Origin of the sequence: Chryseobacterium sp. WG14 (assembly GCF_024586945.1) — a bacterium.
In the GTDB taxonomy this organism is placed as follows: Bacteria; Bacteroidota; Bacteroidia; order Flavobacteriales; family Weeksellaceae; genus Chryseobacterium.
Map to the genome: position 1 here is coordinate 127,914 of NZ_JALCZD010000004.1, position 12,764 is coordinate 140,677.

Below are 12,764 nucleotides of genomic sequence, written 5' to 3' on the forward strand. Positions count from 1 at the left end.
TTAAAGTTCAGTGATTACGTAGTTTTTAAATTTATTCTTATCAAAAACAAACATATTCGGATCCAGATCCTGATTTTCTTTATATTCTTTGATCGCAATTACAGCAACATCCTTATTGTTTCCGTGCTGTTCAAGCTTTACCATTTGTTTTTTTACAGAATCTACAAAAAGATACACATACTTTATTCCGTTTGATTTTACGGGAGTTAGTTTGATAAAATCAGCATTCACACCGTTGACTATTTTCTTTCCGTTATAGGTTACATTATAGTCATTTCTATACGTATTAAGATAATTGATAGGGGAGAAGAGGGTGCTGTTTCCATTAGGTTTTGCAATGGTTACTTCCATATCGTCAATACTGATATTGTAAATTTTGCTTCCATCAAAGATCTGTTCAGTATCCATGATTTTCAACTTGTATTTATCTCCTGCCGAATAATAAATTCCAGGTTCTGTTTTAGTTACCTGATCATTAAGACCGCTTCCAAAAGAAAATTTGAAGTAAGAATTCTTTTTAGATTTGTAATTGGCTGTAATATCATCCAATATCTTTTTGGCTTTAGCATCTATTTTCTGAGCACTGGTCATACCAACTGCACCTACAACAAAACTTCCTAATATAACTTTTGAAATAATATTTTTCATTTTTTTATTTAATAATCTTTAGACATTTTCTAACTCTTAAGGGTAAAGCCATTCGCTTTTTTCCCCTTAATTACGCAAATCTTCCAAAAACTGTTCCAAAAAAAGTTCACTATTTTTAATACTCAAGTAAAAAAATATAAATTGTTTTTTTTACCCTTTTTAATTTTTAAGGACCTGTTCCCTTGAATAAAGCGTGTCGATAATGATAATGTTTTGTAAATTATCTTGTCTCGGGTCTTTCAATATATGTATCAAAGTTTTCAGGAAGAATATTGGTTACTGTTAATTTATTAGAAGTGATGGTAGGCTCAATTTTAATAACTTTAGTGCCTGCATTAATTTCAACCGGATGTTTACTTCTCATATTCACCATATCTATATGAAGAGCAGTGAATTCATGTTTTCCATTTTCTAGATTAACAATAACATATTCTTTAGGTCTGATCTGTCCCAGAGATTTACCATCAAGTCCAATATTTAATCTTGCTGTATTATCCATTTTGTGGAGAACTCCAGCACCGTTATAAATGAGTACTTTGCCATTTCCCAGAGTATTATTGTCTATGACATCCAGTTTTACAGAAGAATAGTCACTGGGAACAGATCTTAATGCACAAGAAGATAATGTAAGTACAGATGCAAAAATCCCCAGTTTAAAGGTTTGTTTTATTGTAATTTTCATGATATTAGCTGAATTGAATATTGTTTATATTTCCTGGGTTATGTTGTTGCATACCCAGGATTAATTACTTTGTGTGATGAATTAGCTTCTTAAATCTTCCAGAAACTGTTCTAAAGAATGAAGATCACTGATGATCACCTCTCTTGCTTTAGCTCCGTTAAAGCCTCCTACAATACCACTTGCTTCCAGTTGGTCCATAATTCTTCCCGCTCTGTTATAGCCCAGTTTCAACTGACGCTGAAGCATAGAAGTGGAGCCTTGCTGGGTAGATACGATGATTCTTGCGGCATCTTCAAATAATGCATCTTTTTCATTAGGATCAAAAGCCCCTACAGAACTTGTAGAATCTTCAGAAACATATTCCGGAAGTAAGAATGCCGAGGCATATCCTTTTTGTTCCCCAATATATTCTGCAAGCCTTTCAACCTCCGGAGTATCCACGAAAGCACACTGAAGTCTTAAAATTTCATTACCGTTGAAATAAAGCATATCACCTTTACCAATCAGCTGATCTGCACCCGGAGAATCAAGAATAGTTCTTGAATCCACACTGGAGATCACTCTGAATGCTGCTCTTGCAGGGAAGTTGGCTTTAATCATACCGGTAATTACATTTACAGAAGGTCTTTGTGTTGCCACAATAAGGTGGATACCTACGGCTCTTGCAAGCTGTGCCAGTCTGGCAATAGGTAATTCTACCTCTTTTCCTGCGGTCATGATCAAATCGGCAAACTCATCTACTACCAGAACGATATAGGGTAAAAAACGGTGTCCGTTTTCAGGATTTAATTTTCTTTCTGCAAACTTTTTGTTGTATTCTTTTAGGTTTTTACAGAACGCATTTTTAAGAAGGTCATACCTAGTATCCATCTCCACACAAAGAGAGTTGAGGGTATTGATTACTTTATTGGTGTCTGTGATAATAGCTTCATCCACATCCGGAAGTTTAGCCAGATAATGTCTTTCTATTTTTGAGTATAATGAAAGCTCCACTTTTTTAGGATCCACCATTACAAATTTCAGTTCACTCGGGTGCTTTTTATAAAGAAGAGATGTAAGAATAGCATTAATTCCTACAGATTTACCCTGTCCCGTTGCTCCGGCCATCAATAAGTGAGGCATCTTTGCAAGGTCAGCCATGAAAACTTCGTTGGAAATTGTTTTTCCGAAAACTACAGGAAGATCCATATCTGTATTTTGGAATTTTTGAGAAGCAATAACAGAGCGCATAGAAACCATGGTAGGATTCTTTCTTGGCACTTCAATACCGATAGTTCCTTTTCCCGGCATTGGCGCAATAATCCTGATCCCTAAAGCTGAAAGATTCAAAGCAATATCATCCTGCAGTTTTTTAATGGCTGCCACCCTGATGCCGGCTTCCGGAACAATTTCGTATAAAGTAACCGTTGGCCCGATGGTCGCCTTGATCTCGGCAATACCTACATTAAAGTTCTTTAAAAGACCAACAATTTTATTTTTATTTTCTTCAAGCTCTTCTTTATTGATAGAAATTTCTTCATTCCCGTAATCTTTTAATAAATCTACCGGAGGCATCTGGAAATTGGCAAGATCTAATTTATGATCATACAAGCCATGCCTTTCTACCAGTTCCTGAGACTTTTTATCCGAATCATCCAGTATATCAATTACAGGGGCGATTTCTACTTTAAATTTAATGTCTTCCTGAACAGGTGCGGAAGTAGAGACAGAAGATGGAGTAGAGGGTCTGATATCAAAAGCTTCCTCAGGCGTAGACATCGGAACAGCCGGTTTTGGATTAAGGTTTAAGTTCACCGGTTGTGTGATGTCTTTTTGACCATTTTCAAAAGAAGTATGATTCGGAGTAACAATAGTTTCTATATCAGTAGTAAGAGGAACTTCCTGAACCGGTTTTGAAATAGGTACAGCTTCCTGTTCTTTTATTTTATTGATAGGATTGGCAGGGGGCTGCTGGCTAAGGTCACTTACTGTAACACGAGATGCCGCTTCTTCAGCCTCTTCCTTCATTTCCTCATCTGCTTCAAAATCTTCATTGGAATCCGGCATCATAGCTTTTACCTTTCCAATGGTATTTTCATTGATCTTATTCAGCTTGGCTTTGATAGAGCTTGGACGAAGATTGAATTCCAGGATAAAATATAAAAGGATGCTTGCAGCCAATACCGTCCACAACCCTACAGCTCCGATGATGGAATTAAGATAATCCATGATCTGGTAACCATAGACTCCTCCTAAAACTCCTTGTCCTTTGGTAAGTGCTCCCATAAAAATAGGAAGCCAGCAAATAAAAAACAGGGAATGGCCAATGGTTTTCCATGGCTTGAACATTTTCTTTTTAAGAATCATTGTTCCTACCACCAGGAATAAAAATGCAATAATAAATGAGGCAATACCAATACTTTCAAATATGAAAAAATTTCCAAACCAGTCTCCTAATTTTCCAAAAATGTTTGAAGATTTTATACCCTTATCAAGCATGGTTCCTGCCTGGCTTTGGTCTGCTTTCCAGTTCATTAAATAGGAAATGAATGAGAATGCTAGAACAATAGAGAAAAGGATAAAAGTAAGCCCAAAGAATATACGCGGCTTAGATAAAATTCGGCCTGCTTCCGGCGATTCAGTCTGTTTTTTTTGTGTCTTTTTGTCCATAATATCAATATCGCAAATTTAATGTTTTTCCAACATTAAAACCTTTTTTGTAAAAAAAATCATTTTAATTTCAACAATAACAATTCCAAAAATAAAAGATATAATTATTTTTCATTTCAAATGGTTGGTATTGTTATTATTTTAATTCTAAAATTTTAAATAATTTGATTTAAAATATTCTTTATCTGATGAAGAGTATATAAAATAATAATATTTTTTTTGTTTTATTTAGTTTAAAATAAAAAAACATAATAATGGAAATTAATCTAATTATGGATTGTTTTGATTTATTGTAGCCATATAAGATGACGATGTTCTTATTTTTTTTGAAAGGCCGCTTTGTGTGTTTGTCTGATCATCTGTTACCATTTTCCCGGAACTCACCTATTTAAAACCTGTTTTTTATGAACATCATTTTTTGAACTAGTTCAAATGTCAGGAACTCTTTCCGTCATAATTTTGTCCTATTAATTTTATAACAGAAAAATAATGAAAGACACTTTTAAAAGTATTCTGACTTTATGTTTGGTTTTAATTTCATTCGTATGTATAAACGCGCAACAAAAAAGAAAAATGGAAAACACTGCACTATTAATTATTGACGTACAAAACGACTATTTTCCTGGAGGGAAGATGACACTGGAAGGCGCTGAAAAAGCTGGGAGAAACGCTAAAGATATTTTGAATTATTTTAGGAAAAACAATCTTCCTGTGGTCCATATTATGCATATCTCCGCCAATGAAGGAGCCACTTTTTTTCTTCCGGATACTCCCGGAATGGAGATCAGTTCATGGGTGAGCCCGAAATCTGATGAGAAAGTTATTGTAAAACATTTTCCGAACAGCTTCAGGGAAACTGATCTGCGGCAGTATCTTCAGTTGAAAAAAATCAAAAATCTGGTGATTACAGGTATGATGACTGATGTATGTGTAGAATCAACTACAAGAGCTGCATTTGACTTTGGCTTTACCAATACCATTATTGGAGATGCTACTGCAACACGAGACCGGGAATTGAACGGGCAGGTCATAAAAGCGGCAGAAGTACAAAGGTCATTTTTAGCGGGGATCTCCGCATTAGGAAATCTTTATGCCAGAATTGTCAGTACAAATGATTTCTTACATGGAAAATAAGTAATGAACAATGGGTAATGAATAAAGGTATCAACAATAATTGGTATCTTTATTTTGCTTAAACAGAATAATGCTTGACTTACTTTATCAAAACATCAGCCGGTATATAGACTTATCCGAAGAGGAATTCACTCGGTTTGCTTCTCCATTTGAATATAAAGTCTTTAAAAAGAAGGAAGTGATTCTTAAAGAAGGGGATTACTGTTCTTTTGAAGGGTTTGTTGTCAGTGGATGCTGTAAAGTATATTATCTCAATGAAAACGGTTTTGAACAGACACTCTATTTTGCTGTCAAAGGTTGGTGGATAACGGACATCGACAGTCTGATTAATCATGTTCCCAGTATTCTGAATATAGAAGCTCTTGAGGATAGCGAGGTTCTTATGATCTCCAAAAAGAATAAAGAACTTCTGTATGAAACAATGCCCCAGGTAGAAAAGCTTTTTAGAATGATGAACCAGCAGTCATCAGTGGGATTACAGAGAAGAATTCTTTCTTTGACAGGTAAAACAGCTGATAAAAGATATGTGGAATTTTTGCAAAAATACCCGGAACTTGAACAAAAGCTTACCCAGCAACAAATTGCTTCCTATTTGGGGATTACCCATGAATTCTTGAGCAAAATCAGGAAAAAGATATTTCTTGGAAAATAAATTCTCTGTCCATCTAATTTCTTATAAAACCGATTTTAATTTAAATAACTTTAAATCAGTTGTTTCTGTTTTGTTGAGTTGTTTTTGAATAGAAGATTTCAATCACGGCTATAGGTATAATGAATCCTGATTTGCCTGGTTTTAAAAATTGTTTTTTCCTTAGTGTTTTTTAAGTTATTAAGAATGATTCAAAATAAGCGAAACGGGCTTTAAAATGACAAAAAACAGCTTTTTTTAATCTCTTTGTAGTTTATCATGCTTATTTTTGCATGTCAAGTATAATTAAATCATGAAGAAGCTCCAAGATATTCTTATCTCAACCAGGACAATGGCTGTTTTGTTACTGGTGTATGCATTTGCAATGGCTTATGCAACGTTCCTGGAAAACGACTATGGAACGCCTACAGCAAAAGCATTAATTTATGAGGCCAAATGGTTTGAACTGATCATGGTCCTGCTTATTCTCAACTTCATAGGAAATATCGGCAGATATAGACTTTGGAAAAAAGAGAAATGGCCGGTTCTTGTTTTTCACCTGGCTTTTATATTCATTTTTATCGGTGGTGCCATCACAAGATACATCAGTTTCGAGGGAACCATGCACATTAGAGAAGGAGAAACATCCAACGAAATCGTAACGGATAAAAACTTCCTTAAGATTCAGATTGAGGAAAAAGGTGATGTCCTTAATTATAAAGATATTCCTTACCTGATGTCTCCACTCCACAAAGATCTGAATGCCACCTATGATTTCCACGGAAAAGAAGTAAAGATTTTTGCCAAGGAATATATTCAGAGAAAAAAAGACAGCCTGGTTGCTGAACCCAACGGTGCAGAATACCTTCACCTGGTGTCTACAGGAAGTACCGGAAGACAGAATGTTTACATCAAACCGGGAGAAACCAAATCAATTAACGGAACTTTGGTAACATTCAACAGAGCTATTGAAGGGGCAGTGGAATTTAAAAATGAAGGAGGAAAATTATTCATCAAAACTCCTGTTGATGCAAGCTATATGACGATGGCCACTCAGGCTACCGGAAGTACAGTAAAGGATGAATTCCAACCGTTGGCATTGAGAAGTTTATATACGATCAATGAATTAAAACTTGTAGTTCCTGAAGGACTGAAAAAAGGAAGATTGATCGCTATTGAAGGAGATAGAAAGAAGGATGCTAACGTTCCAGACATGCTTCAGATAGAACTGCAGGGTCCAAAAACAAAACGTCTGGTTGATCTTTCTGTGGAAAGAGGAAATCCAAATGCCTATAAGCAGGTGACTATGGATGGGCTAAATATCATGGTTGGATTCGGGCCTAAGGTTTACAATACCCCTTTTGCCCTGAAGTTAGAAGATTTCGTAATGGAAACTTATCCTGGAAGTTCTTCTCCAAGTGCTTACGAAAGCCATGTGAAAATTGTTGATGAAGGTAAAGAAACTCCTTATAAAATCTATATGAACCACGTTCTTAACCATAAAGGATACCGTCTCTTCCAGTCGAGCTTTGACCCGGACAGAATGGGGACCGTACTTTCTGTAAACCATGATTTCTGGGGAACACTGATTTCATACATAGGATACGGATTATTATTCTTAGGAATGTTTGTGATCTTCTTCTGGAAAGGAACTCACTTTTGGAAATTAAATAAAATGTTGGCTGACGCCAGCAAGAAAAAAGCAAAAACAGCAGCTGTTCTTTTATTGTTTTTAAGTATAGGGGGTAATGCCCAGAAAATTGAAACACATGGAACTACCGACGGAAGCAGAGAGCATGTACATGTAGAAGGTGACGGGCATACTCATGCTCCGGCTCCATCTGCCCAACCGCTTGATGGTGCTGCTCCAAAGCAGAATTCTCTGGCAACGCCAATGAGTAAGATGAGATCTATCTCTCCGGATGAAATCATTGCAAGAAACAGAATCAGTGAGGAGCATGCTGATAAATTCGGATATCTTCTGGTGCAAAGTTTTGAAGGAAGAATTGTTCCTATCAATACAGAAGCATTGGATGTTTTAAGAAAACTATACAAGAAAGATAAATTCAAAGGAACTGACGGGAAATACCTTACTGCTAACCAGTGGTTCTTATCCGTAAATACAGATACCCCAAGCTGGACAATGGTTCCAATGATTAAAGTGGGGCCGAAAGGAGGAGACGAATTAAAGAATAAGACAAAGGCTGATGATGAAGGTTATACTTCTTTAATGAACCTTTTCCCTGCAGATGCTAACGGTAATTTAACATACATCCTTGAGCATGATTATAACACTGCTTTCCGTAAAAAGCCGGCAGATCAGACCAATTATGATAAAGAAGTAATTGCTGTAAACGAAAGAGTTCAGATTTTTAACGAGTTTTTCAGTGGTCAGTTTATGAGAATTGTACCGGTAAAAAATGATGCTAACCATACATGGCATTCATGGCTTGACCAGAAATTTGAACCGGATATGGAATCTCAGCAGGTAATGGGGCCTTATTTTGCAGAAGTTCTTACCGCTCAGAAATCAGGAAACTGGAGTAAAGCAGATTCGGAACTTGCTAAACTTTCAGAATATCAGCAGAAATGGGGTAAAAGCGTTGTTCCTGCCCAATCTAAAGTAGATCTTGAAGTTTTCATGAATAAAGCAGATATTAATTTCAAATTATTAATATTCTACACCATCATAGGAGGACTTCTTTTGATCTTAGGTTTTGTTGAATTATTCAAGTCAAGCAAACTACTAAATAAAATAATCAAGGTCATTATTGCGATAGGTTTAATAGGGTATTTATGCCACTTCTTAGGCCTTGTTGCAAGATGGTATATTTCAGGGCACGCCCCTTGGAGTAACGGATATGAAGCTATTATCTTTATTTCGTGGGTAGGAATTACAGCAGGGCTTGTTCTTTACAGAAATTCCAATGCATTGATTCCTGCAGCCGGATTTATGGTAGCGGTAATTATGATGGGATTTGCGCATGGAGGTTCAGCGCTTGATCCGCAGATTACACCATTGGTTCCTGTACTGAAATCTTACTGGTTAATTGTTCACGTAGCGATTATTACCTCCAGCTATGGTTTCTTTGCCCTATCGATGATCATTGCCGTGATCTCTCTGGTATTTTATATTATTTCAAACAAAGAGACCTATAAAATTCATCATGATACCACATTGAAAGAATTGGTAGTGGTTTCTGAAATGTCTCTTACCATTGGTCTTTTCGCTTTAACGGTTGGAAACTTCTTAGGAGGAATCTGGGCCAACGAATCGTGGGGTAGATACTGGAGCTGGGACCCGAAAGAAACATGGGCTTTCATCTCGATTATGGTGTACGCTTTTGTACTGCACATGAGATTAGTGCCCGGATTGAGAAGCAGATGGGCGTTCCACGTAGCAACAATGTTTGCGTTCTGCTCAATGGTAATGACTTATTTTGGGGTAAATTACTACTTAAGCGGACTTCACTCTTATGCAGCAGGAGATCCGGTACCGGTACCGGCCTGGGTATACATCGGAATTGCAACAATGATTACTTTATCAGCAGTTTCTTATTTCAAGTTTAAAAAATTAACGAAGAAGTAAAAGCAGCAGACCTATACAATCAAAATCCTGGAATTTATTTTCCGGGATTTTTTTGTGCGGTACAGATACCGGATGATGTGTGATACGGTACGTAGAGAACCTTCTGAGATAGCCAGACCTACATAGCAATCCTGCTATTGCTTATTCCACACCCCACAAAAAACTTATTATTTAGATCTGGCATTCAAAAATTGATGCTATCTTTATGATATCAAAATAATATCAAATTAAAAATTCAGTTATGGAAAAAACATTAAAACCCATGTCGGGTTATATTACTTTAGTAATCTGTCTGGCTTTATTTGCTGCTTCGGTTTATTTCTTTATTTCCGGAGTTGATCAGAGTATTGCCTATGTGATTATTGCGATGCTTTGCTTTTTACTTTCATGCTTCTTCCTGAAAGGATTAATGATTATTCAGCCTAATCACTCACGAGTGTTAAACTTTTTTGGAAAATATGTAGGCTCGGTAAAAGAGAACGGATTATTCTTTATCAATCCTTTGTATTCGTCACAGAAAATGTCTTTGCGTTCCGAGAATTTACAAGGACAGACCTTGAAAGTGAATGATAAAATGGGAAACCCAATTGAAATTGCAGTAGTAATCGTATGGAAAGTGGGAGATACTTATAAAGCAGCTTTTGATGTTGAACGGTATTCAGATTTTGTAAAAATGCAGAGTGAAGCAGCAGTGCGGCATTTGGCCATGAGTTTTCCTTATGATAATCTGGAGGATGACCATGCACCCATTACGTTGAGAGAAGGTGGAGAAAAAATCAATTCTATTTTGGAACAGGAGCTCACAGACCGTCTTTCAAAAGCCGGAATTGTTATTCAGGAAGCAAGAATCTCCCATTTGGCCTATGCATCAGAAATAGCAGGAGCGATGCTTCAAAGACAGCAGGCTACTGCCATTGTTGCAGCGAGAACCAAAATTGTAGAAGGAGCTGTAGGTATGGTTGATCTTGCCTTGAAAAAGCTTTCCGAAGGCAATATCGTTGAACTTGATGACGAAAGAAAGGCAGCAATGGTAAGCAATTTAATGGTGGTTTTATGTGGTGAAAAAGCAGCAACCCCTATATTAAATGCAGGAACATTATATAACTAAAATATGAATAATTTCCAGGGATTGGGGAGTTGTTATCCGCCTGTAAACAATGAATCTGGAAAATAAATCTTCACGCATCTTGCGTTAAAAACAAGAAAAATGAAATCAGAAAAAGTACAAAATTCTTCCGAAAGCAAAGGTAAAAAATCCTTTGTCATAAGGATAGATGAGTCTACTTATAAACTCCTGGAAAAATGGGCAAATGATGAATTCAGAAGTGTAAACGGACAGATTGAATACTTGCTGCATCAGAACCTGGTTGATTCGGGGAGGAAGAAGAAAGAGTAGTTTACGTTTAGAATAACTATTCAATTACCTTAATTATAAAAAGAAAGCTGAGAAAAAATTCTCAGCTTTCTTTTTATATCATTGTCTGTTGTCTTACCCGAATATCGTTGAAAAATATTTGGTAATGATATTCCAGAAATTCTTTCCAAGAAAATAAATTAAAGTCGAGGTAATGATCCCCTTTACGGTAAAAAATATAATTCCCCCGACACCAAAACGCTTAATCCACTGCTTCCACTTTGAATTATCTTTTTGTTTTGAAAAATCTTCTTTTGATGTATTATTCTCCATTTCTGAATGTCAAAATTTTACCCTACAAAGATACATATGTTTATAATTAGTCCAAATAAAAAACAGCTTAAAAATTAAAGTTTTGAGGTTCGCATAATATTTTTATCTTTAGAGAGAACGAAAAGTAAGATTTTATGTCAAAAAAAGTAAAGGATTTCGGAATCGAAACAACACTCAGAAACCTTGGTATTAAAGAAGAAAATAAAGGGACTTCAGTGGGCGGAAAATATTTCGCTTCAGGAAAGACGATAGAAAGTATCTCTCCTGTAGACGGTAAATTAATCGCTAAAGTAAAGACTTCCGGAGAAAGTGATTATGACAAAGTAATTGAGACTGCTCAAAAGGCATTTCAGGAATTCAGAATGATCCCTGCTCCCAAAAGAGGAGAAATTGTAAGACAGCTGGGTCTGAAGTTGAGAGAATATAAAGATGATCTTGGAAAACTGGTTTCCTATGAAATGGGTAAATCATTGCAGGAAGGTCTTGGAGAAGTACAGGAAATGATTGATATCTGTGATTTTGCTGTAGGGCTTTCCAGACAGCTTCAGGGATACACGATGCACTCAGAAAGACCGGGACACAGAATGTACGAGCAATACCATCCGCTAGGTGTGGTTGGAATCATCACAGCATTCAACTTTCCCGTGGCTGTATGGTCATGGAATACTGCATTAGCATGGATCTGTGGTAACGTTACCATTTGGAAGCCATCTGAAAAAACACCACTTTGTGCAATTGCATGTCAGAATATCATGAATGAAGTTGTAAAGGAAAATAATCTTCCTGAAGGAGTTTCAAGTGTATTGGTATCAGACCATGAGATCGGACAGAAGCTGGTAGATGATAAAAGAGTAGCTTTAGTATCTTTCACAGGTTCTACAAGAGTAGGAAGAATGGTTTCTTCTAAAGTAGCAGAAAGATTCGGGAAATCTATCCTTGAATTAGGAGGTAACAATGCAATTATCATTACGAAAGAAGCAGATATAGATATGTCTATCATCGGAGCCGTTTTCGGAGCCGTAGGAACAGCTGGTCAGAGATGTACTTCCACGAGAAGACTGATCATCCACGAGAGTGTGTATAATGAAGTGAAAACAAGATTGACAAAAGCTTATGGCCAGTTGAAGATCGGAAACCCGTTGGATGAGAAAAACCATGTAGGTCCTTTAATTGATACTGATGCAGTGAATCAATATGAAGAAGCTATCAAAAAGTGTAAAAAAGAAGGCGGTAAATTTGTTGTTGAAGGCGGTGTATTAACCGGGAAAGAATACGAATCAGGATGCTACGTAAAACCTTGCGTTGCCGAAGTGAAAAATTCTTATGAGATCGTGCAGCATGAAACTTTTGCCCCGATTTTATATTTGATTAAATACAAAACCCTGGAAGAAGCAATTGCTATTCAAAATGATGTTCCTCAGGGATTATCTTCTGCAATTATGACCCAAAACCTGAGAGAAGCAGAATTATTCCTTTCTTATGCAGGTTCAGACTGTGGTATTGCCAACGTTAATATTGGAACTTCAGGTGCTGAAATCGGAGGTGCTTTCGGTGGAGAAAAAGAAACCGGAGGAGGAAGAGAATCAGGATCTGATGCTTGGAAGTACTATATGAGAAGACAAACCAATACTATAAATTATACCGCGCAACTTCCTTTAGCACAAGGTATTAAATTTGATTTATAAAAGCTTTACTTAAAGCACAAAAAACAAAAACAAAAATTAATAACCTGAATGATTAAGAGCTC

At 36.4% G+C, this 12,764-nt stretch carries 10 protein-coding genes; 6 read left to right on the forward strand and 4 right to left on the reverse strand.

Annotation, left to right across the window (positions count from 1 at the left end):
* The 3 genes from MP478_RS08755 to MP478_RS08765 all read right to left on the reverse strand — a co-directional run bounded on the left by MP478_RS08755 (position 1) and on the right by MP478_RS08765 (position 3,979).
* Positions 1 to 648, reverse strand: coding sequence for an outer membrane lipoprotein carrier protein LolA (locus MP478_RS08755; protein WP_257200221.1), 648 nt, complete (start codon positions 646 to 648; stop codon positions 1 to 3).
* 220 nt (positions 649 to 868) lie between these two features.
* Positions 869 to 1,330, reverse strand: coding sequence for a hypothetical protein (locus MP478_RS08760; RefSeq protein WP_257191831.1), 462 nt, complete (start codon positions 1,328 to 1,330; stop codon positions 869 to 871).
* An 81-nt stretch (positions 1,331 to 1,411) separates the two neighbouring features.
* Positions 1,412 to 3,979, reverse strand: a complete 2,568-nt coding sequence (locus tag MP478_RS08765) for a DNA translocase FtsK (RefSeq protein ID WP_257200222.1) — start codon at positions 3,977 to 3,979, stop codon at positions 1,412 to 1,414.
* Between the two features lie 573 nt (positions 3,980 to 4,552).
* On the opposite strand from MP478_RS08765, the gene MP478_RS08770 reads away from it, so the two are divergent.
* The 5 genes from MP478_RS08770 (at position 4,553) to MP478_RS08790 (ending at position 10,726) form a co-directional block, all read left to right on the forward strand.
* The gene (locus MP478_RS08770) at positions 4,553 to 5,113 is read left to right on the forward strand and encodes a cysteine hydrolase family protein (RefSeq protein ID WP_257200223.1); all 561 of its coding nucleotides are present in this window, start codon (positions 4,553 to 4,555) and stop codon (positions 5,111 to 5,113) included.
* A 70-nt stretch (positions 5,114 to 5,183) separates the two neighbouring features.
* Entirely contained in the window at positions 5,184 to 5,765 is a 582-nt protein-coding gene (locus MP478_RS08775) for a Crp/Fnr family transcriptional regulator (RefSeq protein WP_257200224.1), read from the forward strand.
* A 289-nt stretch (positions 5,766 to 6,054) separates the two neighbouring features.
* Positions 6,055 to 9,330, forward strand: a complete 3,276-nt coding sequence (ccsA, locus tag MP478_RS08780; RefSeq protein WP_257200225.1) for a cytochrome c biogenesis protein CcsA — start codon at positions 6,055 to 6,057, stop codon at positions 9,328 to 9,330.
* Between the two features lie 241 nt (positions 9,331 to 9,571).
* Entirely contained in the window at positions 9,572 to 10,438 is an 867-nt protein-coding gene (locus tag MP478_RS08785; RefSeq protein ID WP_230036687.1) for an SPFH domain-containing protein, read from the forward strand.
* Between the two features lie 99 nt (positions 10,439 to 10,537).
* Positions 10,538 to 10,726: an Arc family DNA binding domain-containing protein gene (locus tag MP478_RS08790; protein WP_230036685.1), complete on the forward strand. Its 189-nt coding sequence runs from the start codon at positions 10,538 to 10,540 to the stop codon at positions 10,724 to 10,726.
* Between the two features lie 93 nt (positions 10,727 to 10,819).
* Here MP478_RS08790 and MP478_RS08795 read toward each other — a convergent pair whose 3' ends face one another.
* On the reverse strand, positions 10,820 to 11,017 hold the full coding sequence (locus tag MP478_RS08795) for a hypothetical protein (RefSeq protein WP_230036683.1): 198 nt from the start codon (positions 11,015 to 11,017) through the stop codon (positions 10,820 to 10,822).
* A 134-nt stretch (positions 11,018 to 11,151) separates the two neighbouring features.
* On the opposite strand from MP478_RS08795, the gene MP478_RS08800 reads away from it, so the two are divergent.
* Positions 11,152 to 12,702 carry an aldehyde dehydrogenase family protein gene (locus tag MP478_RS08800; RefSeq protein ID WP_230036681.1) on the forward strand — a complete coding sequence of 517 codons (1,551 nt, stop codon included), beginning with the start codon at positions 11,152 to 11,154 and terminating at the stop codon, positions 12,700 to 12,702.
* Positions 12,703 to 12,764 lie beyond the last annotated feature (62 nt).

Excerpts from the sequence above, each read along its gene's own strand:
- ccsA (WP_257200225.1), top strand. The coding sequence starts at position 6,055 with ATGAAGAAGCTCCAAGATATTCTTATCTCAACCAGGACAATGGCTGTT.
- MP478_RS08760 (WP_257191831.1), bottom strand. The coding sequence starts at position 1,330 with ATGAAAATTACAATAAAACAAACCTTTAAACTGGGGATTTTTGCATCT.
- MP478_RS08765 (WP_257200222.1), bottom strand. The coding sequence starts at position 3,979 with ATGGACAAAAAGACACAAAAAAAACAGACTGAATCGCCGGAAGCAGGC.
- MP478_RS08790 (WP_230036685.1), top strand. The coding sequence starts at position 10,538 with ATGAAATCAGAAAAAGTACAAAATTCTTCCGAAAGCAAAGGTAAAAAA.
- MP478_RS08755 (WP_257200221.1), bottom strand. The coding sequence starts at position 648 with ATGAAAAATATTATTTCAAAAGTTATATTAGGAAGTTTTGTTGTAGGT.
- MP478_RS08795 (WP_230036683.1), bottom strand. The coding sequence starts at position 11,017 with ATGGAGAATAATACATCAAAAGAAGATTTTTCAAAACAAAAAGATAAT.
- MP478_RS08800 (WP_230036681.1), top strand. The coding sequence starts at position 11,152 with ATGTCAAAAAAAGTAAAGGATTTCGGAATCGAAACAACACTCAGAAAC.
- MP478_RS08785 (WP_230036687.1), top strand. The coding sequence starts at position 9,572 with ATGGAAAAAACATTAAAACCCATGTCGGGTTATATTACTTTAGTAATC.
- MP478_RS08775 (WP_257200224.1), top strand. The coding sequence starts at position 5,184 with ATGCTTGACTTACTTTATCAAAACATCAGCCGGTATATAGACTTATCC.
- MP478_RS08770 (WP_257200223.1), top strand. The coding sequence starts at position 4,553 with ATGGAAAACACTGCACTATTAATTATTGACGTACAAAACGACTATTTT.